This is a genomic window from uncultured Salegentibacter sp. (genome assembly GCF_963972535.1).
In the GTDB taxonomy this organism is placed as follows: Bacteria; Bacteroidota; Bacteroidia; order Flavobacteriales; family Flavobacteriaceae; genus Salegentibacter.
This window is the reverse complement of sequence record NZ_CAXAVR010000008.1, coordinates 1-26,108: the sequence shown is the minus strand read 5'-3', so window position 1 is coordinate 26,108 and position 26,108 is coordinate 1. Positions and strand designations below refer to the sequence as shown.

28 protein-coding genes and 1 pseudogene are annotated in these 26,108 nt (G+C 36.6%); 12 read left to right on the top strand and 17 right to left on the bottom strand.

Features of this window, described 5'->3' with window-relative positions:
- Positions 1–11: 11 nt before the first annotated feature.
- Positions 12–935, bottom strand: coding sequence for a NifU family protein (locus AACZ30_RS02245; protein ID WP_339647518.1), 924 nt, complete (start codon positions 933–935; stop codon positions 12–14).
- 147 nt (positions 936–1,082) lie between these two features.
- Between AACZ30_RS02245 and AACZ30_RS02240 the strand changes: the two genes are divergently transcribed.
- Positions 1,083–2,054: a type IX secretion system membrane protein PorP/SprF gene (locus tag AACZ30_RS02240; protein WP_339647552.1), complete on the top strand. Its 972-nt coding sequence runs from the start codon at positions 1,083–1,085 to the stop codon at positions 2,052–2,054.
- Here AACZ30_RS02240 and murI read toward each other — a convergent pair.
- The 8 genes from murI to AACZ30_RS02200 all read right to left on the bottom strand — a co-directional run bounded on the left by murI (position 2,051) and on the right by AACZ30_RS02200 (position 10,019).
- Positions 2,051–2,848: a glutamate racemase gene (gene murI, locus AACZ30_RS02235; RefSeq protein WP_339647516.1), complete on the bottom strand. Its 798-nt coding sequence runs from the start codon at positions 2,846–2,848 to the stop codon at positions 2,051–2,053. The two genes, AACZ30_RS02240 and murI, sit on opposite strands and share 4 nt — an antisense overlap.
- Before the next feature lie 70 nt (positions 2,849–2,918).
- Positions 2,919–3,428, bottom strand: coding sequence for an OmpH family outer membrane protein (locus tag AACZ30_RS02230; RefSeq protein ID WP_075325679.1), 510 nt, complete (start codon positions 3,426–3,428; stop codon positions 2,919–2,921).
- A gap of 43 nt (positions 3,429–3,471) precedes the next feature.
- Positions 3,472–4,275, bottom strand: a complete 804-nt coding sequence (locus tag AACZ30_RS02225; protein ID WP_339647513.1) for an OmpH family outer membrane protein — start codon at positions 4,273–4,275, stop codon at positions 3,472–3,474.
- A gap of 33 nt (positions 4,276–4,308) precedes the next feature.
- Positions 4,309–6,927 carry an outer membrane protein assembly factor BamA gene (bamA, locus tag AACZ30_RS02220; protein WP_339647511.1) on the bottom strand — a complete coding sequence of 873 codons (2,619 nt, stop codon included), beginning with the start codon at positions 6,925–6,927 and terminating at the stop codon, positions 4,309–4,311.
- Between the two features lie 7 nt (positions 6,928–6,934).
- Positions 6,935–7,675 (bottom strand): isoprenyl transferase, encoded by a 741-nt coding sequence (locus AACZ30_RS02215; protein ID WP_075325682.1) that lies wholly within the window; start codon positions 7,673–7,675, stop codon positions 6,935–6,937.
- Position 7,676: 1 nt separating this feature from the next.
- Complete coding sequence (locus AACZ30_RS02210; protein ID WP_339647508.1) at positions 7,677–8,381, bottom strand: DUF6089 family protein; 705 nt, start codon at positions 8,379–8,381, stop codon at positions 7,677–7,679.
- Positions 8,382–8,481: 100 nt separating this feature from the next.
- Positions 8,482–9,366, bottom strand: a complete 885-nt coding sequence (locus AACZ30_RS02205; RefSeq protein ID WP_075325684.1) for an NAD kinase — start codon at positions 9,364–9,366, stop codon at positions 8,482–8,484.
- Positions 9,363–10,019 carry a CBS domain-containing protein gene (locus tag AACZ30_RS02200; RefSeq protein WP_339647505.1) on the bottom strand — a complete coding sequence of 219 codons (657 nt, stop codon included), beginning with the start codon at positions 10,017–10,019 and terminating at the stop codon, positions 9,363–9,365. Before AACZ30_RS02200 ends, AACZ30_RS02205 begins: the two co-directional genes overlap by 4 nt.
- 90 nt (positions 10,020–10,109) lie before the next feature.
- Between AACZ30_RS02200 and AACZ30_RS02195 the strand changes: the two genes are divergently transcribed.
- From AACZ30_RS02195 to clpX, 8 genes are all read left to right on the top strand, one after another.
- Positions 10,110–10,823, top strand: a complete 714-nt coding sequence (locus AACZ30_RS02195; protein WP_339647503.1) for a pyridoxine 5'-phosphate synthase — start codon at positions 10,110–10,112, stop codon at positions 10,821–10,823.
- A 25-nt stretch (positions 10,824–10,848) separates the two neighbouring features.
- Complete coding sequence (locus tag AACZ30_RS02190) at positions 10,849–11,613, top strand: alpha/beta fold hydrolase (RefSeq protein WP_339647501.1); 765 nt, start codon at positions 10,849–10,851, stop codon at positions 11,611–11,613.
- Positions 11,614–11,732: 119 nt separating this feature from the next.
- On the top strand, positions 11,733–12,980 hold the full coding sequence (locus AACZ30_RS02185) for an outer membrane protein transport protein (protein ID WP_339647499.1): 1,248 nt from the start codon (positions 11,733–11,735) through the stop codon (positions 12,978–12,980).
- Between the two features lie 10 nt (positions 12,981–12,990).
- A complete protein-coding gene (locus tag AACZ30_RS02180; protein ID WP_339647497.1) occupies positions 12,991–14,526 on the top strand; it encodes a G-D-S-L family lipolytic protein in 1,536 nt (511 codons plus the stop codon).
- A gap of 87 nt (positions 14,527–14,613) precedes the next feature.
- Positions 14,614–14,955 carry a phage holin family protein gene (locus tag AACZ30_RS02175; protein ID WP_075325690.1) on the top strand — a complete coding sequence of 114 codons (342 nt, stop codon included), beginning with the start codon at positions 14,614–14,616 and terminating at the stop codon, positions 14,953–14,955.
- Positions 14,956–15,044: 89 nt separating this feature from the next.
- Positions 15,045–16,367 carry a trigger factor gene (gene tig, locus AACZ30_RS02170; RefSeq protein ID WP_339647495.1) on the top strand — a complete coding sequence of 441 codons (1,323 nt, stop codon included), beginning with the start codon at positions 15,045–15,047 and terminating at the stop codon, positions 16,365–16,367.
- Positions 16,368–16,474: 107 nt separating this feature from the next.
- A complete protein-coding gene (gene clpP / locus AACZ30_RS02165) occupies positions 16,475–17,152 on the top strand; it encodes an ATP-dependent Clp endopeptidase proteolytic subunit ClpP (protein WP_075325692.1) in 678 nt (225 codons plus the stop codon).
- A 52-nt stretch (positions 17,153–17,204) separates the two neighbouring features.
- On the top strand, positions 17,205–18,437 hold the full coding sequence (clpX, locus tag AACZ30_RS02160; protein ID WP_208224220.1) for an ATP-dependent Clp protease ATP-binding subunit ClpX: 1,233 nt from the start codon (positions 17,205–17,207) through the stop codon (positions 18,435–18,437).
- 79 nt (positions 18,438–18,516) lie between these two features.
- Here clpX and AACZ30_RS02155 read toward each other — a convergent pair whose 3' ends face one another.
- The 7 genes and pseudogenes from AACZ30_RS02155 to AACZ30_RS02125 form a co-directional block, all read right to left on the bottom strand.
- Entirely contained in the window at positions 18,517–19,095 is a 579-nt protein-coding gene (locus AACZ30_RS02155; protein ID WP_339647490.1) for an urea carboxylase-associated family protein, read from the bottom strand.
- The gene (locus AACZ30_RS02150) at positions 19,086–19,277 is read right to left on the bottom strand and encodes a hypothetical protein (protein WP_339647488.1); all 192 of its coding nucleotides are present in this window, start codon (positions 19,275–19,277) and stop codon (positions 19,086–19,088) included. The genes AACZ30_RS02155 and AACZ30_RS02150 overlap by 10 nt, the downstream gene beginning before the upstream one ends.
- Positions 19,278–19,293: 16 nt before the next feature.
- The gene (locus AACZ30_RS02145) at positions 19,294–19,701 is read right to left on the bottom strand and encodes an FMN-binding negative transcriptional regulator (RefSeq protein ID WP_339647486.1); all 408 of its coding nucleotides are present in this window, start codon (positions 19,699–19,701) and stop codon (positions 19,294–19,296) included.
- A gap of 2 nt (positions 19,702–19,703) precedes the next feature.
- Complete coding sequence (gntA, locus tag AACZ30_RS02140; RefSeq protein WP_208224226.1) at positions 19,704–20,402, bottom strand: guanitoxin biosynthesis heme-dependent pre-guanitoxin N-hydroxylase GntA; 699 nt, start codon at positions 20,400–20,402, stop codon at positions 19,704–19,706.
- Between the two features lie 104 nt (positions 20,403–20,506).
- Positions 20,507–20,776: a SemiSWEET transporter gene (locus tag AACZ30_RS02135; protein ID WP_208224228.1), complete on the bottom strand. Its 270-nt coding sequence runs from the start codon at positions 20,774–20,776 to the stop codon at positions 20,507–20,509.
- 3 nt (positions 20,777–20,779) lie between these two features.
- A complete protein-coding gene (locus AACZ30_RS02130) occupies positions 20,780–21,304 on the bottom strand; it encodes a YetF domain-containing protein (protein WP_208224230.1) in 525 nt (174 codons plus the stop codon).
- 33 nt (positions 21,305–21,337) lie between these two features.
- Positions 21,338–22,187, bottom strand: a pseudogene (locus AACZ30_RS02125) (SDR family oxidoreductase).
- A gap of 203 nt (positions 22,188–22,390) precedes the next feature.
- Between AACZ30_RS02125 and AACZ30_RS02120 the strand changes: the two are divergent.
- Both AACZ30_RS02120 and AACZ30_RS02115 read left to right on the top strand, forming a co-directional pair.
- Positions 22,391–23,077 carry a glycerophosphodiester phosphodiesterase family protein gene (locus tag AACZ30_RS02120; RefSeq protein WP_339647481.1) on the top strand — a complete coding sequence of 229 codons (687 nt, stop codon included), beginning with the start codon at positions 22,391–22,393 and terminating at the stop codon, positions 23,075–23,077.
- 48 nt (positions 23,078–23,125) lie between these two features.
- Positions 23,126–24,346 (top strand): NAD(P)/FAD-dependent oxidoreductase, encoded by a 1,221-nt coding sequence (locus AACZ30_RS02115; RefSeq protein WP_339647479.1) that lies wholly within the window; start codon positions 23,126–23,128, stop codon positions 24,344–24,346.
- Here the strand turns inward: AACZ30_RS02115 and AACZ30_RS02110 are convergent.
- Positions 24,343–24,819 (bottom strand): TspO/MBR family protein, encoded by a 477-nt coding sequence (locus AACZ30_RS02110; RefSeq protein ID WP_339647477.1) that lies wholly within the window; start codon positions 24,817–24,819, stop codon positions 24,343–24,345. The two genes, AACZ30_RS02115 and AACZ30_RS02110, sit on opposite strands and share 4 nt — an antisense overlap.
- Positions 24,820–25,050: 231 nt before the next feature.
- Between AACZ30_RS02110 and AACZ30_RS02105 the strand changes: the two genes are divergently transcribed.
- The coding region (locus AACZ30_RS02105) for a diphosphomevalonate decarboxylase (RefSeq protein ID WP_339647475.1) at positions 25,051–26,108 on the top strand (1,058 nt) is incomplete at its 3' end.

Genomic DNA, 26,108 nt, shown 5'->3' with positions numbered 1-26,108 from the left:
CGTTTAAAGAATTATCCGTTTACCGCTTCTACATAATCTACTTTTCCGCGTAGCATATCCCTTAGCATTGTTTCAATTCCGCTTTTAAGCGTCATTGTAGAAGAAGGACAACCACTACAAGCTCCCTGGAGAATTACTTTTACGGTTTTATTATCGGCATTATAAGAATCAAAAAGGATGTTTCCACCATCGCTGGCAACCGCAGGTTTAATGTATTCATCAAGAATTGCGATAACTTGTTTAGAAGTATCGTCAAGATCTTTAATTTCCTGGCTTACCTCTGGATTTGCGGGATGGCTAGCTGCTTCAGTTTGTTGAGGTACCGAGGCTTCGGCTTTTAGAACTTCTTTCCCATCCTGTAGGTAATTAGTAATGAATTCTCTTAACTCCAGGGTGATTTCCTCCCATTGTGCAACATCATACTTATGGATAGAAACGTAATTAGAATCTATAAATACTGCTTTTACAAATGGAAAATGAAAAAGTTGTTGCGCAAGTGGCGCATCTTTAGCTTCATCAATATTTTTAAACTCGGCAGTTTTTAAAACCAGTTTTTTGTTGGCTACAAACTTCATTACGCCCGGGTTTGGAGTACTTTCAGCATACACAGTTACAGGAACATTCTTAGCTTCTTTAGAATCTTCTTTTATCACTACGCCGCCTTTATTTAAAAATTCTTCTATTTGCGCGGCAACTTCTTCCTGTACATCATCCCATTCAACTATATCATATTTTTCTATCGCGATAAAATTTTGTGCGATATAAACCGTTTTTACAAATGGTAAATAAAATAACTGCTGGGCTATAGGAGATTTGGATGCTTCGTCAATATTTTTAAACTCGTAATTCTCGTGCCGGGTTAGAAATTTGTTAGTTTCAAATTTAATGATACCCGGTTTGTTGGTGGCTTGTATATTTATGGTGAAAGTGCTCATATTAATTTTTTTGCAAAAGTACTAAAGAAAACTTAGTTAATCTATATCTTTACTTTTCTTATGGGGATTAGAACTTTATTTACTGGAGATTATAATGTTTTTTTAAGAGCTAATCAAATTAGTTCAGGCTTTAAATTTCTATTCTTAATTATATTTGTTTTCTTAACTGGTTCTTCGGTGAGATCCCAGGAAGTAATTCCTATATATTCAGATTACCTGACCGATAATCTTTTTCTTCTTCATCCTTCTATGGCCGGTGCTGCTAATAGAAATCAAATTAGACTTACGGCCAGGCAGCAATGGTTTGACGTAGATAATGCGCCCAGCTTACAAACTCTTGCGGTTAATGGTAGAGTAGGAGATAAACTTGGCGTAGGAGGAATTGTTTTTAATGACCAAAATGGGAATTTCTCTAAAATTGGTGCTTATGGAACGGTGGCTTACCATTTACTTTTTTCCAGAAGTGAGTTAGACCTCAATCAACTTTCTTTTGGAATAAGTGCCGGGATTGTTCAGCATAGATTAGATCAAAGTGGATTTACCGAGTTTGATCCTATTGTAAGCGGGAGTAATGTTTCTGATATCTTCGGAAATATGGATATTGGAGTCTCTTATTATTATTTAGATTTTTATGCACACCTGGCTGCAAAAAATTTAATATCTGTAAGACGCGAATTATTCTATTCTGATGCTGTGCCCAGCAATCAGCGAAAATATTTATTCTCTACCGGTTATGTTTTTGATAGTAATAACGATTGGAGTTATGAGCCTTCTATTTTATATCAACTAAGAGAAGCTACAAACGAGATGAATATTGATTTAAATATGAAAGTGTATCGGGAAGTTGATTTCGGGCAACTATGGGGTGGGGTTTCCTATAGAAACAGTTTTGAAGGTGCCGAATATACTACTGATGGTAACGAAATTGAAAGTCAGCAGCTACGGTATATTACTCCTTTTGTAGGTTTAGATTACAAAAATTTTATGTTTGGCTATACCTTTAGCTACCAGTTTAACTCGGTTGTTTTAAGTAATAATGGTTTTCATCAAATTACCATAGGCTACGATTTTGGAAAGAGTAGAGGGCGTTGGGATTGTAAATGCCCGGCAATTAATTAAAAGTCCAGGTAAGAGACTTTATAGCCATTTTTTTCAGCTTCAGTTAAATTCTCCAGAACTTTAGGATTGGTATTGCTGAAAAATTCCGGTATAGGTTTTTGAGAAGGTGCTTCTGTTATTAATAAATTATTTTCGTTAAGAATAGATTTTGTTTGCCTGGCCACTGCTTCTCCAGAATCTATAATTATAACATCTTTTGGTAATAGTTCTTTTAAAATAGGAATAAGGTAGGGATAGTGACTACAACCCAACACCAGGTAATCTATTTTATTTACTAAAAACGGCTCCAGGAGTCTGAGTAAATGGCTCCTCATTTGGGGAGAATCTAAATCTCCTGCTTCAATAAGTTCTACCAGGCCGCGACCTTCTACTTCAACCACATTAATATTTCTGGTATAAAAATCTGATGTTTTTGAGAAAAGTGTGCTGGTTAAGGTTCCGCGGGTAGCCAAAATTCCTATAGTTTTGGTTTTGGTATTTAGAGCAGCAGGTTTAATAGCGGGTTCAATGCCTATAAAAGGAATTGCATATTCATTTCTAATGTCTTTAATGGCGTTTGTAGTAGCGGTGTTGCAGGCAACCACAATAATTTTGGCGCCCATATCCAGCAATTTTTCAGTATTTTTTCGACTTAAATTTTTAATATCTTCAATAGGTTTTTCGCCGTATGGAGCGTTTTTACTATCGGCGAGGTAGATGGTTTTTTCGTAGGGAAGTAGCTCGTGAATTTCTCTCCAAATGGAAGTTCCCCCTACACCAGAATCAAAAATACCTATGGGTTGCAAATTGCTCATTGATACAAAAATAAAAACTGCGCCTGAAAAGGGCGCAGTTTTTAATCTTTATTTATGTATTGGGTGAATATTACATTCCCAATTCAGCTTTTACATCTGTCATAAGATCTTTACCATCGGCAAGAATTACTCCTGTTCCTGTAGTAGAATCAAGTACATAATCAAATCCTTGTTCTCTTGCTACTTTTTGGATAGCTTCACGAGCTTTTTCAATTACCGGTCTAATTAGATCGTTTTCTTTCTTTTGAAGTTCCTGACGAGCTCTCTGGCTGTGTTCCTGGATTCTTCTTTCAGTTGCCTGAAGTTCGCTTGCTCTTTTTGCATTTTCTTCTTCTGTTACTGTTTCAGCTTCAGATTGGTAACGTTGCATCGTGTTTTGAGCTTCAGTAAGCATGTCTTTAATCTCTGCATCGTAAGTTTTCTCTAACTTCTCAAGTTGAGACATTGCATCTTTATAAGCAGGCATAGTTTCTACAAGCTCCTGGGTTGCGATATGAGCAACTTTGCTTTGTGCGTTTGTAAATGCAGTAGCTCCTATGGTTAATGCAAGGGCTATAAAAAGTGTTCTGAATTGTTTCATTTTAATTGATATTAATTGTTTAAGTATTAAGGTTTAAAATTATTTAGTTTATGGTGTCTTTTCTATTTCGTGCCGCGTCTATAGAATCTCTTTTTTGCTGTCTTTCCTTTAAAATTCTTTCCCGGCGTTCTTCAAAAGCTTTTTGCCTGGCTTCTTTAATAGAGTCCTGTTCTTTTCTGCGTTCTTCTATTAGGGCTTCACGCTCGCTTTTACGATCTTCAATAGCTTGTTCGCGTTGGCTTAATTCTTCATCTTCCTCTGCTGTACGCGCTTCAGCTCTCTCAAGTTCTCGTTCTTCCTGTTTTGTTTCAATTTGTTTACGGTTAGAAGCTCTGTTAATACTTCTTAGAACCTGGTCGCTTAAATCAAAACGTTTTTTTGCAAATAACATACCCGATTCAGCATTACGGTCAAATATAAAATCGAAATCTCTGTTTTCACCTATTTCCTGAAGGGCGTTAAAAACCTGATCCTGGATTGGCTTTATTAATTGCCTTTTCTGAATCATATAATCACCTTTCGGGCCAAAACGTTTCTGCTCATAAATTGTAGCCTGTTCTTGCTGGTAGGCGATCTCTTCTTCCCGTTCTTCAATTAGTTGGGGAGTGAGTAACGCCCGTTCATTTTGCAGCCTGGTTTTCATTTCACTAATTTCGTTTCGCTTTTGCTCAATTTCGTTTCGCCATTCTTTTACTCGCTCGTCTAATTGAGATGAAGCTTGCTGATATTCTGGAACATTTTCAAGGATGTATTCCATATCCACAAAGCCTATATTTATTGGCTTTTGAGCGCTTGCCCCTAATCCAATAAAAATAAAAAGTGTGAATAAAAATGTTCTTTTAAGCATACTTAAATCGAATATAGAAAATATCGTGCCAAATTAAAATTGCTGTCCGATAATGAAATGCGTTTCCCAACCGTTAGGCCCGGGTTGACCTCCAATAGGGTCAAAACCGTAACCAAAGTCAATACCAAGTAAACCAAAGGCTGGCATAAAGATTCTTAAACCTGCACCGGCAGATCTATTCACCTGGAAAGGATTAAAGTCTCTAAAATTATCGTAAGATGCACCTGCTTCCAGGAAGGTAAGTGCATAAATAGATGCTGTTGGCTTTAAGGTAATAGGATATCTAAGCTCTAAAGAATATTTGTTGTAAATGGTAGCACCATCATCATTCACTCCGGCAGGACGATCTAAAGGAACTACAGATTGATTTGGATAACCTCTTAACTGTACGGTTTCTCTACCATCTAAACTAAATGCGCCGAGACCATCTCCCCCAAGAAAGAATCTTTCAAAAGGTGGAACACCACGATCGCTATTATAAGCTCCAAGGAAACCATATTCGGCGTTAGTTCTTAGTACAAGTTTGTCGTAGATTTGAGTAAACCACTCACCACTAAACTTAACTTTATAGAATTCTAACCAGTTAAATTTCTTCTGATCTATTTTACGTTGGTCCCCCACAGCATTTTCTGGAGTCACCCTGTTCCCTTGCTGGTCTATAAGATTTCCATTATCATCTTCCAGCTGAAACTCTCTTTGTTCATCTAAATTAGCATAATCTACACCGTTCCATAGAGAATAAGGAGGTGTGAATTTTGCTGTAAGTTTAAATTTAGAACCTCCCATTGGGAAAATTGGGTTTACGTAGGTGTTATCTCTTGTAAGACCAAAAGTATAGGTGAAGTTGTTAGAGTGCCCATCACCAAACGTAAATAAACCGGTATTATAATTATTTAGGTTATAACGTTGAAAACCTACAGAGTGAGATACCGTCATATAAGGGTCTGGTACGGTTAAACGTTTTGCTAAACCTACGTTTATTCCCAGGATATCAAAACTTCTGCTTCTATCTGCTTCTCTGTTTATATAATCGAATAAAAACTGTCTTGTATAAGAGAAAGAGGTTTGTAAACTTACCGGCTTTTTACCTCCAAGCCATGGCTCCTGAAAAGACAGGCTATACGTTTGATAAAAGGTACTGGCCTGTGCTCTTAAAGAAAGTGTTTGCCCATCTCCCATAGGTACCGGCTTATAGGCTTCTTTATCAAAAATTCCAGATAAAGAGAAGTTGTTGAAAGATAGCCCCAAAGTACCAATAAAGCCACCGCCACCGTAACCACCTTGTAGTTCTATTTGGCTGGCGCCTGCTTCTACAACAGAATATTCAAGGTCTAATGTACCGGCCTGCGGATCTGGATCAACAAATTTTGGTTCTAATTGCTCTGCATCAAAGAATCCAAGTTGTCCAAGTTCCCTAACAGTATTAACAACATCTTCCTGGCTATATTTTTGGCCTGGTTTTGTTCTTAATTCACGATAAATAACGTGATCTTTTGTTTTGTCGTTTCCGGTTACACTAATATTATTGAAGTATGCTTCTTTTCCTTCAATTATTCGTATTTCAAAATCTATGGTATCGTTGTAAACATTGGTTTCTACAAGATTGATGGTAGAAAATAAATAACCGTTGTTTTTATACAGGTTAGAAAGATCTTCCCCGTCTGGTTTGGTTTCATCGGCAATTCGCTCATCTAAAAGCACCCCGTTATAAACATCGCCTTTATTAATTCCTAAAGCTCGTTGTAATTGCGCATCGGTATAAACCGAATTTCCTAAATAATCTATATTACCAATATAATATTGATCTCCTTCTTCAACCTTAAGGTTTAGGGCTATGGTTTCGTCGTCAACTTCAACAAGAGAATCTGTAACAATCCTGGCGTCTCTATAACCACTTTCCTTATATTTATCTATAATATTTTCTTTGTCTTCCTGGTAATCTGCCCTAACAAATTTTGATCTTTTCCAAAAGCGGAAAAAATTCTTTTGTTTGGTGTTTTTCATGGCTCTTTTAAGCTTCCAGTTAGAAAATTTTTCGTTGCCAGAAAAGTTTATTTCGGCAATTTTTACACGATCACCCTGGTCTATATCTATAAGCATATTTACCAGGTTGGTATTTGCCGTAGTATCGGTAACTTCGCTGGTGCTTATTTTTGCCTTAGCATTAAAATAACCTTCTTTTCTATATTTACTTTCAATATAATTTTTGGTGGTGGTTATAAGGTTTTCAGAAACTTTTGCGCCTGTTCTTAGTTTGTTTTCCTTAATTATTTCTTCCTGCTCCCGTTTTTTAAGTCCGGTAACCTGAACTTTATTAAGTTTTGGAACTTCCTGGATCTCAATTTCAAGATCGGCTACATTGCCGTCACTTACATTGGTGATATAAAAGTTAATATCACTAAATTGATCAATATCCCATAGTTTATTGATCACGCTACTAATTTTATCTCCGGGAATATAGATTTCTTCCCCTTTTTTTAGACCGGTATAAGCAATTACGGTTTGCTCGTTAAAACTAACGGTACCCGTAACTTTTATATCTCCAATTATATACTTTTTGCCATCTGCTAATGGTAAGCCCTGAGCTTGTGAAGAAATGCTGAATATTAAACTGCATGCTATTGCAAGAAGGGTAAATACTTTCTTCGTCATGAATGCGCTAACTGAGTTGCTCACTGGTTTTTCCAAATCGTCTTTCTCTATTTTGATAATTGTAAATGGCTTCAAAAAGATTTTCTTTTCTAAAATCTGGCCATAAGATTTTTGTAAAATATAATTCGGCATAAGCAATTTGCCATAATAAAAAGTTGCTTATACGTTGTTCTCCGCTGGTTCTGATTAGTAAATCCACCTCCGGAAAATTTCGGGTGTAAAGATGCTGATTTATAACCGATTCATCAATAGCATCGGCGCTTATTTCATTATTTTTAACTTTCAGGCTAATTTCACGTATTGCAGAACTTAGCTCTTCCCGTGAACCGTAACTTAGTGCAAGGTTAAGCACCATACGATCGTTGGTTTTAGTTTTCTCTATAACTTCGTGAAGTTCTCTAAATACCTTTTTAGGCAGGGTATTTAGATTTCCTATAGCGTTTAACCTAATATTATTATCCTGAAGTGTTTTAATTTCTTTTCTTAAGGAAGAGACCAATAGACGCATTAAAGTGTCTACTTCTAATTTAGGGCGTTTCCAGTTTTCGGTAGAAAAAGCATATAGGGTGAGGTATTCTATACCAATTTCAGCTGAAGCTTCTACAACATCTCTCACTGCAGTAGTGCCTTCTTCGTGCCCTGCAGCCCTAAGAAAGCCTTTTTTTCTTGCCCAACGCCCATTACCATCCATAATAATGGCAATGTGTTTAGGTAGTTTCTTAAGATCTATGTTTTTTTTATAATCCATATTAAAATCTACTGTAGCAAGGTTCCCTACCCCACGAGAAGGTGAAATTCACGCCCGTAAAAACATACCAATCGTTGGTATTTCTATTTCCGAATTCCCTTTTTGGCATTCTGTTCCCAAAAATTTCTTCAGGCCAGCTTCCATCCAGGTTGTCGGTAAAAGTATAACGAACACCTACTTCCAGGGCTCCTACAATATGCGATGTAATACTTTCTTTATAACCAAAAACTACCGGAATAGCAAAATCCCAGTTTGCGCCCTGGTTTTCCAATTCACCGTTAGGAAAATCGGCGTCAAGTAGTAAATGATCTGCTCTAAAATAAGTTATCCCAGTATACAAATATGGGGTGCTTTGGGGATGGCCTTCGTGCAAATCAAAACTCCAGAAATTATACTCTAATCCTAACGAAGCTTCTGCAATTGTATTGTTAAAAGAGTAGCCTCTGTTTAATCTTCGGGGGTCATTAGAATTTGCATCGTCGGCATTTATTTCTGCATATAAAAGCGAAAATCTAAAAGCATGACGTGGGCTGCGATTCCATTTAAGCAATGCGCCTCCAACCAGTCCGCTGGGTAGAACAAAATTGGTTCGCCCTACATCTCCAATATAATTGGCGCCACCAATATATGGTCCTACTTCAAATGTTTGAGAATTTGTTTTTGGAGCAAAAACAAGCATGATTACTACAACTAATAGGTACCTCATAGGCTTTCAAAAGTTTGCAAATATAACAATTATGTTTGCTCCACAATAATTTGAGCAATTTTGTATATATTCTTAAACAGTTTTTAAAATCATTTATTGCTTAATTACGTTTATCCTCACCCCACATTAACTTTTTTCTTAGGGTGTGAAGAAAACTATCGCCTTTAAGTTCAACAAGATTTATTGCGTAGGGTGCTTTTTCTATAATAATTTCAGTATCATTTTCCAGGGTTGCGATACGGGAATCCATAGAAACTAAATGAGATTCTTCCCGTCCCGATACCCGAAGTGTTATTTTAGTATCGTCTTTAATTACTAAAGGACGCGCGTTTAAATTATGTGGCGCAATGGGGGTAATTATAAGAGAGCCTGCATCTGGGGTTATAACCGGGCCGCCACAACTAAGGGAGTAACCGGTAGAGCCTGTGGGTGTAGAGACAATTAATCCATCGGCCCAATAAGAATTTAAATATTGATCATTTAGCCACGTATCTACGGTAATCATAGAAGTGGTGTTTTTTCGGCTAACTGCAACTTCGTTAAGGGCTATATTTCTAAAAACCGGGTCGTGGCTGGTGGGATTTGTTTTAATATTTAAAACAGTTCTACGGGAAATACTAAATTTCTTTTCAAGAATACTCTGTAAACATTCTTTGATTTCCTCTTTTTGAATAGTTGCCAAAAAGCCCAATCTTCCTGTGTTAATTCCTACAATTGGAATATCTAAATTCCTAATATAATTTATAGATTTTAAAATAGTACCATCTCCACCAATACAAAAAAACAAATCGAAACTATTATCTAACTCTTCAAATGTGTTGAAGTGTGAGTAATTTTCATTTATAGTTTTATTTAAATGAATTAGATCCAGGAAATTTTCTTCAATTACTACTTTAATATTTTCGCGCTTCAGCAATTCCAGAAGCTGCCCTATATAGATCCCGGCATTGGTATGGTAAAACTGACCGTAGATGCCTACTTTCATATATTCATATATTTATCTAAATACTTAGAGCGGTCTCTAAGATTTTTGTTGAAATTGTCTTCCCGGTGTTCAGAAATTATTTTATAACCATAGCGGCGGAAAGACTGAATAATTTCATTTATACCCGAAGGGCTTAATTTAACCGTGATTTGGGCAACATCATTTTCAATTTTTGAAATAAAGATCCCCAGAATATTGGCATTATTAGATTCGGTAATTTGGGTGATCTCGCTAAAGGAATAATCTTTTATACCTTTTTGGATCACAATAATATTTCCCGCTTCGCTTAAAAAAGGCGTTTCGTTAAATAATGCAATAATTTCGTTGAGTTCTACATAGCCTAAATAGTTGTTTTCTTCATCTAAAACCGGAAGAATATTGGTGTTGTTTTGGGCAAAGCGTTCTAGAATATCCAGCCAAAAATCTGTATTTCTTACAAAGAAACCTTCCAGGGCATATTGATAATCTTCCAGCGATTTTTCGGCTTCAAAACAACGAATATCGTTTTCTGAAATACAACCCATATAAATACCGTTATTTTCTACCGGTAAATGCGAATAGGTTAACTGGTTGAACAAGTCCTGGACTTCCCCAATTTTATCAGAAAAATGCCTTATAGAGACATCGTTAATTATAATATCTTGCATGTTCATGATGTCGCTTCCTTTTTATGCAAATTAATTAAAATAAAATTCATTAGGGCATTTACAAGTTTGTATTTTTGTTAAACAAAAGCCTATAAAATGACTAAATTAAGTGTAAATATCAATAAAATTGCGACTTTAAGAAATGCTCGCGGCGGCGATATTCCTAACGTGGTAGAAGCCGCTAAAAATATAGAATCTTTTGGTGGGCAGGGTATTACCGTGCACCCAAGACCAGATGAGCGGCATATTACTTACCAGGACGTACGGGATCTTTCTCCAATTGTAAAAACCGAATTTAATATTGAAGGAAATCCCGTTGCAAAATTTATTAATTTGGTGCTGGAGGCAAAACCGGCCCAGGTTACCTTAGTGCCAGATGCCGAAGATGCAATTACCTCTAATGCCGGCTGGAATACTATTAAAAACAAAGAATTTCTTCAGGAAGTAATCCAGGAATTTAAAAATAACGGTATTCGTACTTCTATATTTGTTGATCCCGATAAAAAAATGATAGAAGGAGCTGTGGAAACAGGTACAGATAGAATAGAATTATATACCGAGGCTTTTGCAGTAAAATATGCGAAAGGTGATAAAACGGGGGTAGAACCTTATAAAAAATGTGCAACTCTGGCGCATCAATTAGGTTTGGGAATAAATGCCGGGCACGATCTTTCTTTAGAAAATATAAAATATTTTAAAGAAAATGTGCCGTATTTGGATGAGGTTTCTATTGGCCACGCGCTAATTGCTGAAGCTTTATATATTGGACTGGAAAAAACCATTGAGAAATATCTGGAATTGCTGAAATAATACAATTCCATAAAAAACAACTGCAATGAAATTAAATTCTATAATACTGGGAGAGGGACAAGCCTTATTAATACTCCATGGCTTTTTAGGAATGAGTGATAACTGGAAAACCATTGGTAATAAACTTGCTGAAGAAAGGGATTTCCAGGTGCATCTTATAGATCAACGTAACCATGGGAAAAGTCCGCATACCAATGAGCATAGCTACGAGTTAATGGCTGAAGATGTGAAAGATTATTGCGAGCAACATTCTTTATCAAATATTATTTTAATGGGGCATTCTATGGGAGGTAAAACTGCAATGCTTGCCGCAGCCGAATATCCTGATTTGGTAGAAAAACTTATTGTGGTAGATATTGCGCCTAAATATTATAAACCGCATCATCAGCAAATTCTAAAGGGATTAACAGCTCTGGAAGAAGCAGATTTAGACTCCCGGCAGGAAGCCGATAAACTACTTTCAGAATTTATTTCAGAAAAACCAATCAGGCTTTTCCTTTTAAAGAATCTAAACCGAAAATCTGGGGGCACATACTGTCTAAAGGTAAACCTGGAAACTTTAAAAGAGAATATTGAAGAAGTTGGTAAGTCTCTTCCGCAAGATAAAATTTTTAAGGGTTCTACGCTTTTTATAAAAGGCGCTAATTCAAATTATATCAAAGAAGAAGACAAAGCTGCTATTCAAAAACAATTTCCTGAAGTTAAATTTGAAGAAATTCGCAATGCAGGGCACTGGGTTCACGCTGAGAAAATGAACGATTTCTACAAAGCTGTGGTCGATTTTCTTTAAAATCCTTCTAAATTTATTATGTGTGCATAATAAATTATCGTTTTTTGTTGAGTAATATGTAATTTATTCTAAATTTGGAGATAGTAAATTATTAGTATAGAATAAAATCCAAATCAATTATGAGAAAATTACTTTTCCTGGGCCTTTTTGGTCTAATGGCTGCGGTAACTTATGCAGGTGGGTATAGAGTGAGTCTCCAGGGACAAAGATCGCTAGCTATGGGCCACACCGGTGTTGCGGTAGTCAACAATGCTGAGCTTGCATTTTTTAACCCCGCAGGCCTTGTGTATCTTGAAAACAAGATAAATGTAGCAGCCGGTGCCAGTGCTGTTTTTTCCAATGTGAAATATCAAAATTCAGAATTTGGAATTAGCTCTGAAACCGATAGTGCTGTAGGAACGCCATTTTATGTCTATGGTTCTTACCGTGTGAACGATTGGTTAACTTTAGGATTGGCAGCTTATACTCCCTATGGTAGTAGTGTAGAGTGGCCAACAGATTGGGCCGGGTCTCATTTGGTAAACAATATAGATCTCCAGGCAATTTATATCCAGGCTCTGGCTTCTGTGAAAATTTCAGATAAATTAAGTGTTGGTGGTGGGCCAATCTATGTAAATGGATCGGTAAACTTTAACCGTAACCTTAACCGTACGCTAACTGATCTTGATGGAAACCGATCTAATGTAACCGTGGATGCCAGTGGGGTTAGCGCTTTTGGGTGGTCTGCCAGTGCAATGTATAACGCAACCGAGGATTTACGTTTTGGTATAAATTACCGAAGTGAAATTATGGTTGAAGCAGAAGGCGGGGACGCTACTTTTCAAAACGTTCCAAATTCTCCTTTAACTCCGTTTCAGGATACACAATTTGATGCTGCATTGCCTATGCCTGCAGAGCTTTCGGTAGGACTTTCTTATGAGCTTCTGGATAAATGGCTTTTTGCATTCGATTATAATATGACCTATTGGGATGTATACGAATCTTTAGATATAGACTTCGCTAATGCAACTCCAGATTCAAATAACCCTAGAAATTATAAGAATTCATCTACTTACAGGTTTGGATTACAGTATCTTGCAAATGAAACTGTTACATTGAGAGTTGGATATTATTTTGATGAATCTCCGGTACAATCAGGATACTTTGCTCCTGAAACTCCAAGAAATGATGCCCACGGATTTACTGGCGGACTTTCTTTACATGTAAGTAACAGATTCTCTATAGATGCCGCTTTCCTTTACAACAGGTATGAAGAAGTAGACGAAGCTTACAATTATTATACTGAGAATGGAGAGACTGTTCCTTTTGAAGGAACTTATAAAACTTCAGCCTTTATTCCGGGACTTGGTGTAACCTACAAATTATAAAATTTAGAAGATGAAACAGTATTTTAAATATATAGCAATATTGGCGCTGGGAATTGTTTCCTGCGAGCCAGAATTTGATAACCCGGTAGACGAAGCCGGTGCGTACAGTAACGGGGAAGCAGATTTTTCCCGCTACGTAGCCCTTGGTAATTCACTAACCGCTGGATATGCAGATAACGCCCTTTATATCACCGGGCAGGAAAATTCTTATCCAAACATCCTTGCGCAGCAATTTGAAAAAACCCAGGATATCGAGGATTTTACTATTCCTTTTATGAGTGATAATGCCGGCGGACTTTTAGCTGGAGGTAATCAAATAACAAATAATAGATTGGTGCTATCTGTGGTAAATGGCGATACCCTTCCACGAGTATATACAGGAATGCAACCAACTACTGAAGTGGGAAATGTTCAACAGGGACCGTTTAGTAATATGGGAGTACCCGGCGCTAAATCTTATCATTTAGGTGCTGCGGGATACGGAAATGTCCAGGGAATAGCAGTAGGAACTGCAAACCCTTATTTTGCTCGCTTCGCATCTGCGCCTAATGCTTCTGTAATGGAAGATGCTCTTGCTCAGGACCCAACTTTCTTTTCTTTATGGATAGGAAATAATGATGTTCTTGGTTATGCAAGAACTGGGGGAACAGGAGTATATCAATTAAATAATTTGCAGCCTTCTACATACGCAGATAATGATATTACAGATCCAAACGTTTTTGCCAGTGTATATAGTGAAATGGTACAGGCTTTAGCCGCAAATGCAAGTGGTGGAGTTCTTATTAATATTCCAGATGTAGCTTCGGTTCCCTTTTTTACAAGAGTACCTGTTAATGCTATACCTCTAGATGCTCAAACCGCCGCAGCCTTAAATCAGCAATTTTCAGCTTACAATACACAGGTTCTTCCTGGTTTGGTTCAGGCTGGTTTTATTACCGCTGAAGAAGCGCAAAGCCGACAAATTAATTTTGCTGAAGGTCAAAATTATGTAACGCTACAAGATGAGTCGCTAACCAATATTGGCCAGGCTATTCAGGGAGCGCCATTTAATCTTGATCCTCAAACTGCAGGATTGTTAAGTCAGTTAAGACAGGCTACACCTACAGATCTTATTCCTTTAACCAGCTCTGGAATTCTTGGAACTCCCGTGGGTGATAATCCAAATATGATAAACGGGGTTTCGGTTCCTTTAGGAGATGAGCACGTTTTGACAAATGCAGAGCAAGAATTAATTAGAGATGCTACAACTAGATATAATCAGGTTATTTCTGGTTTGGCAGAGGCTAATGGTCTTGCGTTTGTAGATGCTAATGCAATGCTAAATAAATTAGCAACAGATGGGATCTCTTTTGATGGCGGATTTGTAACTTCAGATTTTGTAACTGGAGGTGCTTTCTCACTTGATGGTATCCACCTTACACCTCGAGGAAACGCAATAGTTTCTAACCGTATAATTGATGCAATTAATACTACTTATAATGCCGATGTGCCTAAAGTAAACGTAGGTGCTTACGGTACAGTGACCTATAACAACGAAGTTCAATAAGAACACATACTTTTTAATACAGATATACAAACGCCGGATTTTTCCGGCGTTTTTTGTATTTTTCAGAATCTAACTAATCTGAATATTATGAATTTTATATTAAGAATATTACTTACCGCAGTTGCAGTAGTTATACTGGCCAAATTTTTACCCGGGGTTGAGGTAGAAGGCTATCTAACTGCAATAATTGTAGCAATTGTCCTGGCTATTCTAAACCTACTGGTGAAACCAATTTTGGTAATTTTCACCTTGCCGGTTACTATCCTTACTCTGGGTTTATTTTTACTCGTAATAAATGCGATAATTATCTTACTGGCAGATGCTTTTGTTTCAGGATTTGGAGTTAGCGGCTTTTTTATAGCCTTGCTGTTTAGTTTGCTTTTATCACTCTTTCAATCCTTGCTGTTTTCTTTATTAGGAAAAGATTAGCACAATATTGCTGAAATTCAATAATTTGAAACTTTGTTGGCTTGGGAAAAAAGTGTAATTTTGCACTCCAATTTTTATAACAAGTCAAGATGAATATTACCAGAGAGAATATTGATGAATTGAATGCGGTAGTAAAAGTAGATATCGCCAAAGAAGACTACGCCGGTAAAGTTGATAAAATCTTAAAAGATTACCGTAAAAATGCCAATATTCCCGGCTTTAGAAAAGGGCACGTGCCTATGGGAATGGTAAAGAAACAATACGGTCAGGCTGTGTTGGTAGATGAGGTAAATAAACTTTTACAGGATTCACTAAATAAATATCTTACCGAAGAAAAACTGGATGTTCTTGGAAATCCTCTTCCAAAAGAACAGGAAAACTTCGATTGGAATAAAGAAGAATATAGCTTTGAGTTTGAACTTGGTTTGGCTCCAGAGTTTGATGTAAACCTTGAACTTGAAAAACCGGTAACTCATTATAATATTGTTGCAGACGAGAAAATGGTAAATAGCCAGATTGAGTCTATGCGTAAGCAATATGGGAAGATCACTTCTAAAGATGAAGCCGAAGAAGGAGATATCGTTGCCGGAACTTTCAAAAATGAAGAAGAGGAAATTGAGAAGAATACTTCAGTTGAATTAGAAAAAATCAAGGGCAAACGAAATCTAAATAAATTTGTTGGGGCTAAAGTTGGAGATGTGATTACTTTAAAGACCAAAAGTCTTTTTGAAGATGAGCATGAGTTAATTCAGCATTTAGGAATTGAACACGATAAGGCGCACGATCTTGATATTGAAGTTGAGTTTACGGTAAATGAAATAAGTCATAGAGAACTTGCTGAACTTAATCAGGAATTATTCGATAAGCTTTTTGGAGAAGGTAAAGTAACCAGTGAAGACGAGCTTAAAGAAAAGATTAAGGAGGATGCAGCAAAGCAATTTAAGCAGCAAAGCGATCAGCAGTTAATGAACGATGTGACCAAGCAGCTTATTGAGCAAACTAAATTTGAACTTCCTAAAGAATTTCTTCAAAAATGGATTCAAACAGTTGGTGAAAAACCAATGACTGAAGAAGAAGCCAAAGAAGAATACGAAAAAAGTGAAGAAGGTTTACGTTACCAATTAATTGAAGGTAAAATAGTAAACGAAAATAACCTTACAGTAGAGTTTGAAGATCTTAAAGCTTTTGCTAAAGAAAAGATCAAAGAACAAATGGCACAGTTTGGCCAAATGAATCCTGGCGATAAAGAGCTTGACGATATCGCGGCAAGAATTCTTTCTAATCAGGACGAAGTAAAAAGAATGTCAGAGCAATTAATGAATGAGAAATTGCTTGATTTCTACAAAGAGAAAATGTCTTTTGAAGAAAAAGAAGTGACTTACGATGAATTTGTGAAAGAGATTTACGAGTAAGCTTTTTCTATAAATTTATACTTATATTTAAGGCGTTAAACCATTTGGATTAACGCCTTTTCACTTGAAAGGCAGCTAAGAGAAAAAGCTTAAAAACAGAAAAATTGATGGATTACGGAAAAGAATTTGAAAAATACGCCACTAAACATCACGGTATAAATAGTAACTATTACCAAAAGATAGTGAGCAGCGTGACTCCTACGGGGATGACTCCTAATATTATTGAAGAGCGACAAATGAATGCAGTCGCGATGGATGTTTTTTCCAGGTTAATGATGGATAGGATTATCTTTATGGGTACTGCAATAAACGACCAGGTTGCAAATATTATTCAGGCGCAAATGTTGTTTTTGGAAAGTACAGATGCTTCAAAAGATATCCAGATTTATATAAATTCTCCAGGAGGAAGCGTTTATGCAGGTTTGGGAATTTATGATACTATGCAGTTTATAAAACCAGATGTGGCCACAATTTGTACAGGAATGGCAGCCTCAATGGGCGCAGTATTGCTTTGTGCAGGTGAAAAAGGAAAAAGAAGCGGTTTACCGCATTCAAGAGTGATGATTCACCAGCCTTTAGGAGGTGCGCAAGGTCAGGCCAGTGATATAGAAATTACAGCGAGAGAGATATTAACCCTTAAAAAGGAACTTTACGATATTATCGCAAAACATTCTGGCCAATCTTATGAAAAAATTGAAGAAGATAGTGATCGTGACTACTGGATGAAGGCTGAAAAAGCTAAAGAGTACGGAATGATTGATGAGATTTTAACGAGAGAAGGATAAGAATTAATTTTCAGTTTATTATTTTATAGATTGAAAATTGAAATTTGATGAAATGGCGAAAGAAGAATTAGAATGTTCGTTTTGCGGTAGAAAGAAACCCGAAACCAATTTACTTATTGCAGGCTTAGATGCGCATATATGTGATAAATGTATAGAGCAGGCGCACGGCATTGTAATGGAAGAGCTTAAGCAGGGAGAAGCCAAAGAATTGTCTTCAGATCTTATGCTTAGCAAACCCAAAGTAATTAAAGAGTTTTTAGACCAATATGTAATTGGGCAGGAAGCTACCAAGAAAGTAATGTCTGTAGCCGTTTATAACCACTATAAAAGGTTGTTACAACCGGCAAGCGACGATGATGTAGAAATTCAAAAATCTAACATCATTATGGTTGGTGAAACCGGTACGGGTAAAACCCTTATTGCCAAAACCATCGCGAAAATGCTTAATGTACCTTTGGCTATAGTAGATGCTACGGTACTTACCGAAGCTGGTTACGTAGGTGAAGATGTAGAAGGTATTTTAACAAGATTGCTTCAGGCAGCCGATTATAACGTTGAAAAAGCACAGCGCGGAATTGTATTTATTGATGAAATAGATAAAATTGCACGTAAAAGCGATAACCCTTCAATTACCCGCGATGTTTCAGGGGAAGGTGTTCAGCAGGCTTTATTGAAATTACTGGAAGGAACTACAGTTAACGTGCCGCCAAAAGGAGGTCGTAAACATCCCGATCAGAAATTTGTTGAGGTAGATACCGAAAATATTCTTTTTATTGCAGGAGGTGCCTTTGACGGTATTGAACGTAACATCAGTAAGCGTTTAAATATGCAGGCGGTTGGGTTTAGCGCATCAAAAAGTGAAGACGCGATTGAAAGAACCAATCTTCTGAAATATATTATTCCGAAGGATTTAAAAGATTTCGGACTTATTCCTGAAATAATTGGAAGGTTACCGGCGCTTACTTATATGAATCCGTTGGATAAAAGTACGCTTCGTTCTATCCTAACAGAACCGAAAAACGCCATTGTAAAACAGTATCAAAAACTGTTTGAAATGGACGATATCGAGTTTGAAATGACAGATGATGCACTGGATTATATAGTAGAGAAAGCCGTAGAATATAAATTAGGAGCAAGAGGATTAAGATCTTTATGCGAAGCAATCCTTACTGATGCAATGTTTGAAATGCCAGAAAGTGGCCATAGCAAACTTAAAGTGTCACGGGAATATGCCGAGGATAAATTGAATAAATCAACAATAAATAAACTTAAAGCGGTTTCTTAAAAACTATTTTAGGATAAATTAAAAGCGGCCGGAAATTCTATATCTCCGGCCGCTTTTTTTTTGATTTATTCGTGAAAAATTAATCTACTATTTCGTAATGTATAGGCTTGAAACTCCCATTGTTACTATCTTCAGCAGAACAAGCGGTTAAGGCTACAATAAGGTCCATTTTTGCTTCAAATAACACATAATCTCCAGCTTTACTTAATGGCGGGTCTACACTAATTTTTCCTTTTTCATCGAACTGAACGTTCATAAAAATATTAAACGCAGTTGGAATATCGTCTGGCTCAATTTCAAATTTTTCCAGGTTAGTATAGAGATTTTCAAAACAGCTGGGATGATATCCTTCATAATCATACATCACCTCAAAAGTTTCCGGGCTGCACGGAGCGAGTAAAAAATCGTTCCTACCATTAGTGTCTTCCAGGATTTCCATCATTTTATTGCTGCGGTTGCTCCAAAGAAAATTCCCGGTACTTATTAAAATAGACTCTTCAAAATCAAGGGTTTTGCCCGATGATATTTTTTCCCTTCTATCTTTTGCATTAAATAGAACCATATCGCTAACCTGTTCACCTTCGGGGTCTATCACCTTCAGCTTCTGTCCTTTTTTCAATTTAAAGGCAGCTCCAGATTGTTTTTTAATTACTTGCATTTATGCTCTTTTTTAATGTTTTCGCTTAACGCGGAAGATAAATTATTTTCTTGCTTTTCCAAATGTGAAGTAACCGATGCTATATCGTCTTTATCATACCCCTGGTGCAATTTTGCAATGGCCTGAATTTTCTCAACTTTACACCAAAATCCTGTGATGTGAGGTAAATGGTCTTCCAGCATTTCTTTAGGAATATCTTTAATACAATGGGTTTTCCTGCTGCTTTTCAAAAGTAGCTACTAGTTCCTGCAAAGATTCTTCAAGCTCTTCCCGCGATTGTATTTTTAGCTTAACATTTACGTGTACTGCCGAATAATCCCAGGTACTAATATCTTTTTCTTTATACCAGGAGGAAGAAACGTAGCCGTGGGCTCCCTGAAAAATAAGCAGTGCTTCGGTATCATCTTTCAGGTAATTAAACTGCTCATTATGATTTGCTATATGGGCAAATAAAATGAAATCTTGCGCAGTGCCGTGAGTAAGAACGGGGATATGCGTAGCTAAAAATCGGTCTCCATTAATTATAAAAGTTGCAAAAGGATGATGCTGTATAAATTTAAAGATAAATTCAGGATTATCCTTTTTGTATTTTTTGGGTTGGTACATAGTTATTTTTTTCCTTGATGAAAGGGACATTTCCATTCATCTCCAACTTTACGGCCACTATACTGTCTGGCTTCGCTTTTATCTCCAAAATCTTCTAACATTGGGTTTATATTTCCCTGTAATTCGGTATCGCGTTCCCTAATTTTATCTCTTACTGTATAATACGCACCCATTTCCCTTAATTTTTCAAATTGCCAGTGCAGGTTAAATGCCATTGCGGGGTATGGGCTTTGTCTAGCCTTTCGGCTGCTGTTGGGATGCAGGCCAACCATATAAAAAGCTTTTCCGCCAATACTAAAGCTAAAATTATCGTCTTCGGGGTTTTTGCTTACGGTGGGATCCCAGGCTTTATTGTCAATATCGTGTAGAAATTCTAATTGTTTCCAAAGGGCCGTTTCAAATTGAGTTTCAGAAAAAGATTCCTGGTTTTTAAAAACTGCCATGAAGGTATGGAACTCATTCGATTCAAAATCGTAGTTTTCAATATACTTTTCTAAATCTTTATAAATCAGTTTTGCTGTTTTTCGGCTGGGAAACTCATCATAGGTGTGCAGGTCTATGTGCTCCTGGCTAAATACAGTTTGGGCCATTATACAAGGATGGTCTTGCGTTAGCACAAAGTCTTTAAAGGCAAGCTCTATAGTTTTATCTGTAGCAGCTTTTAATTGCTTTGTTTTAGATTTTTCTTTGGTGGAAATCATAATGTTGAATGGTTATTTTTGTAAAACTATCAGGTTTTCTGAAAGGTTTTATGAGGTTTAAGAATAAATTAGTTCAAAATTTAAAAAGATTAACAGCTCTTCTATCATTCCTTCCTGCGGTAACGAAGCATGAGATACAGCATAAATCCATTTAACCCAAGAGAAACCCCATTAGTGGCAATTATGGGAAGATCTTTTTGAGTAATTCCATAAATAACCCATAGAAAAACTCCCAGGATTAAAATACTGAACATTCCCGGGGAAACATCTTCTACTTTCTTGGTTTTCCAGGCTTTCTTAATCTGCGGAATAACTGCTACTGTAGTACAAATTCCTGCCACAAGCCCTAAAATATCGGTCCAATCTAAAGTCATAATCTAATTGTTTATAACATCTTTTGTGAGCCAATCTTCTAATTCCTGGGTTTCATCTGAGGTGTGCAAAACCGAAATATCGCCGGTAGTTTCAAAAACAACTGCCCGCACCTGTGAAAGATCTAAAACGTTGGCTTCCCTTAATTTAGACCGAAGATCACCTTCGGTAACCCTGGCTTTTTTTAAGTTACTATACAGTATTGTTTTACCGTCCATAAGAAGTAATGGCGAATTATCAATCGCTTCCTGAAACCAGGAGAAACGTCTTAAAACCGCCGCTGAAATTTGTAAAATATATACAGCCGCCAATCCTACAATGCCCTGTATTAAACTTACCGAGGCAGATAAAATAGTAGTGGCTAAAATAGAACCTACAGCCACCGTCATCGCAAAATCGAAACTGGACATCTTAGAGAAACTGCGTTTTCCGGCAATTCGCGTAAAAATTATAATCGCCATGTAAATTCCTACGGCAGTTAAAAAAATTGCCAAAATAGATGTCCAGGAAGCTTCAAACCATTTTTCCATAATAATGTTTTAATAATTTAAAAGATTTTAAGTCTATCCTCCAATAATTTCACCACCATTCACGTGGATAATTTGGCCGGTAATATAGCTGCTATCTTCGCTCGCAAGAAAGACATAGGCAGGACCAACTTCGCTGGGTTGTCCTGCTCTTCCCATGGGAGTATCCTGCCCAAACTCGGTTACATCATCAAAAGTGGCAGGGATAAGCGGTGTCCAGATAGGGCCGGGAGCAACACCATTTACTCGTATTTTTTTATTGGCTAACATTTTAGATAAAGAACGGGTAAAGCTTACAATGGCACCTTTAGTGCTGCTATAATCCAATAGATGTTCACTACCACGATAAGCTGTAACAGAAGTAGTATTTATCACCACATCATCTTCCTTAAGCTGGTGGAGCGCCTCTTTTACAATATAGAAGTAAGGATAGATATTGGTTTCAAAAGTTTTGTGAATTTGCTCTGTACTTATATCATCTATATTTTCTTTAGGAAATTGTATAGCCGCATTATTTACCAGGATATTTAACTTTCCTAATTGGTTAGAAGTTTTTTGCAAAGCTTTTTTACAAAATTCTTCCTTCTTTAGATCTCCTTCTATAATAAGGCATTGTTTTCCTTCCTGCTCTACTAACTTTTTTTGTTTCCAGGGCATCTTCGTTTTCCTCTAAATAAATAATTGCCACGTTTGCGCCTTCGCGTGCAAAATGAACGGCGATACTGCGCCCAATGCCACTATCTCCGCCGGTTATTAAAGCGTTCTTACCATCTAATTTACCCGAGCCTTTGTAGTTTTTTCTAATAATTTCCGGTTCCGGCTTCATTTTATATTCTTTCCCCGGTTGCTCCTGCTGCTGGTCAGGAAATTTATCTGGGTTATCCATATCAATTGGTTTTTTGGTTGTATTTGGTTTGTAAATATTTCATAATTAATAGGTTGCTTAATTTGAAATAGCACGAAGTATAAAATTAAGAAGCATTTTATACAATAAAATGTTAAGGATTTATAAGTCTTTCTAAAGAAGTCTTTAAAAACCTAATAAGGTTAAAAAAACATTCATTAACGTTAATTGAATACCTTTGCCAAATGAATTTATTAAAGATTGGACACCGTGGCGCCAAAGGCCATATAGCCGAAAATACGCTAGAGAGTATTCAAAAAGCCCTGGATTTTGGAGTTAATGCCATAGAAATTGATGTACATAAATGTAAAACTGGCGAGTTAGTGGTAATTCACGACTTTACTTTAGACCGAACTACCAATGGGAGTGGAGAAATCGCAAAAAAATCTTTGGCCGAATTGAAAGCCCTTAAAGTTGAAAATAAATTTAGAATTCCATTGCTTACTGAAGTTTTAGATCTTATTGAAGGAAGATGCACTATAAATATTGAATTAAAAGGTTTAAATACTGCCACAGCTACTTCAGAAATTATCAAAAAATATATTGCTGAAAGAAACTGGAAATATGAAGATTTTATCGTCTCAAGTTTTCAGAAAAATGAATTATTCCAAATGCGAAAACTCGATGAAAACGTTCCGCTGGGAATACTGAGTAAAGCAAGTGTGACAGAGGCTATAGCCTTGGGTAATTTATTAAAAGCTTCGAAAATTCATCCTTCTCTGGGAATCATTACCCGAGATAATGTGAAAGCTTCTCATGAGGCCGGATTTAAAGTAAATGTTTGGACGGTTAACGAACCTGAACATATTGCGCGAATGCAAGAATTTGGTGTTGACGGGATTATTTCTGATTTTCCCGATAGACTAATTTAAGGGAATGGAAAGCTCAAAACCCGAATTTTTAAACTTTTAAACCTGAAAATGCAGCATTTTGATATCATTATAATTGGCGGCGGGGCAGCGGGATTTTTCACCGCAATAAATGCAGCAGAAATAAACCCCAACTTAAAAATTGCCATTTTAGAACGTGGCAAAGATGTGCTTACCAAGGTAAAAGTTTCAGGTGGGGGAAGATGTAATGTTACCCACGCCGAATTTCTTCCAAAGGAACTTAGCACCAACTATCCTCGGGGCGAAAAAGAATTGTTAGGGCCGTTTCACAGTTTTATGACGGGCGATACCATGCAGTGGTTTGAAGAAAGAGGCATAGCATTAAAGATTGAAGACGACGGAAGAATTTTTCCTGTTTCAGACGATTCCCAGAGTATTATAGACTGCTTTTTACGGGAAGCCGATAGATTAAAAATTCAGGTTTTAAAAAGTCATGCGGTTCAAACATTTCAGCAAAAAAATGATTTTTGGGAGATAAAGACCAGTAAAGGAGATTTTTCAGCAGAAAAAATGATGCTCGCTACCGGTAGTAATCCCAAAATGTGGAATTTGTTGAAAAAACTCGGTCATAAAATTATTGAGCCTGTACCTTCTCTTTTTACTTTTAATATTAAAGACGAGCGAATTAAAGACCTACCGGGAATTGCGACTGAAGCAGTAGTAAAAATAAATTCTAAAAAAGTAAATTTAGAAAGTAAAGGGCCGCTTTTAATTACCCACTGGGGAATGAGCGGGCCGGGGATTTTAAAGCTTTCGGCCTGGGGAGCAAGGGATTTAGAAAAGCTAAATTATCAGTTTGAAATTAAGGTAAACTGGTTGCCCGGAACTACTTCAGAAGAAGTTTTAAATCAGTTAAAAGATTTAAAAAACAAACTCGCCAAACAGCAGGTTCTAAAAAATGCACAATTCGATTTACCCAAAAGATTATGGAGAAATTTAATAGTTGCAGCAGGAATTACAGATGGTACCACCTGGGCAGATTTAAATAAAAATCAGCTGCAAAATTTAAGCGCACAACTTACCGAGGCCTCTTTTAAAGTAAATGGAAAAAGCACGTTTAAAGAAGAATTTGTTACGGCCGGTGGCGTAGATCTTAAAGAAGTCAATTTTAAAACTTTTGAAAGCAAACTTTATAAAAATCTATTTCTTGCAGGAGAAATTTTAAATATAGACGCCATAACCGGAGGATTTAACTTTCAGAATGCCTGGACGGGTGGCTTTCTTGCCGCGCAAGCAATAAGTAAAGATTAGTTGAGTCGCCAAATTTCAAAATTAAGTGCTATCGCAAAAAGCACCCAAACAGCATAGGGAAGAAGCAAATAAGCTGCAGTATTATTTACTACTTTAAACCATTTTATGGTGAAAAGAAGTAGAATAAATAAAGCAATAATATTTAAAAGTGCTAAAAGTGGCTGTTGGAGGCCAAAAAATAGAAGGAACCAGGCGCCGCTTAACAACAACTGAAATCCAAAATGATATAAAGCCGTTTTTACCCATTTATGATAAAAACCTTTACTCCAAACTATCCCAGCGGCAATCCCCATTAAAACATACATTAAAAATAAAATGGGCCCGAATATAGAATCTGGCAAATTAAACCAGGGCTTGTTCAACCCTGGGTACCAACCTTCAAATCCCGTTTGGGTAGCAATCACGCCCATAAAACCGAACAGCAAACAAATGCCAATGGCCACCGAACTTCGAAAAAAGAGTTTTTTGGTCATTTCTGGTTGATTTTCAAAGTAAAATTAAAACCACTCAAGTTTTTATTTTCTAAAATAGATTATGTAAAAATCACTATTTCAGTCGCTAAGCTTGTGAGTTTTCAACTACTAAAATATAAATTTATTTGAACCGGGAAAGAAAATTCCCAAAACATAAAACATATCTTTGCTTCTTAATTTGGAATATTTGGTTTATTAAGCTCCAATATTCATAGTTTTAAAATACTGATTATGCCTGAAAAGGATTTTATTTCAAAGCAAATTTCGAATAATATAGAGAAAGGAGAAGTTACCTGGCAATCTCCCAGCAATATCGCATTGGTGAAATATTGGGGAAAAAAGGAAAACCAGATTCCGGCTAATCCATCGGTGAGTTTTACCTTGAATAATTGTAAAACCACTACCAAACTGGAATTTCAGAAGAAATCAGGGAAATCTGATAGATTTGATTTTGAACTTTATTTTGAAGGAAAAAAGAAGGAAGATTTTAAACCGAAAATTCAACAATTTTTTGAAAGAATTGAAACTTACTGCCCGTTTTTAAAAGAATATAGCTTTAAAATTTATACCGAAAATTCTTTTCCGCATAGTAGTGGAATTGCATCTTCGGCCAGTGGGATGAGTGCTCTCGCGCTTTGCGTAATGAGTTTGGAAAAGGAATTAGAAGCTATACAAACTAATAATGAAGAATATTTTTATAAAAAAGCCTCATTCTTAGCAAGATTGGGTTCAGGAAGCGCCTGCCGAAGCGTGGAAGGAGAATTAATTGAGTGGGGCGAGCACCAGAATACCCCGGGAAGCAGTGATCTCTTCGGAATAAAATATCCGTTTGAAGTTAATGAAGTTTTTAAAAGTTTCCAGGATACTATTTTGTTGGTAGACAAGGGGCAAAAACAGGTGAGCAGCAGTGTTGGTCATAATTTAATGCACGGCCATCCATTTGCTGAAAATCGTTTTGCCCAGGCGCATTCAAATTTAGACAAATTGAAAGAGGTTTTTGCTTCCGGAAATTTAGAAAAGTTTATTTCTATTGTAGAAAGTGAGGCGCTTACACTTCACGCGATGATGATGAGTAGCAATCCTTATTTTATTTTAATGAAGCCTAATACATTAGAGATTATCAATAAAATTTGGGAGTTTAGGGAAGCTACCAAAACGCCCATTTGTTTCACATTGGACGCAGGTGCTAATGTACATGTGCTTTATCCCGAGGCAAATAAAACAAAAGTTTTAGAATTCATTAAGAATGAGCTTGTTGCCTATTGTGAAAAAGGGCAGTATATTTGCGA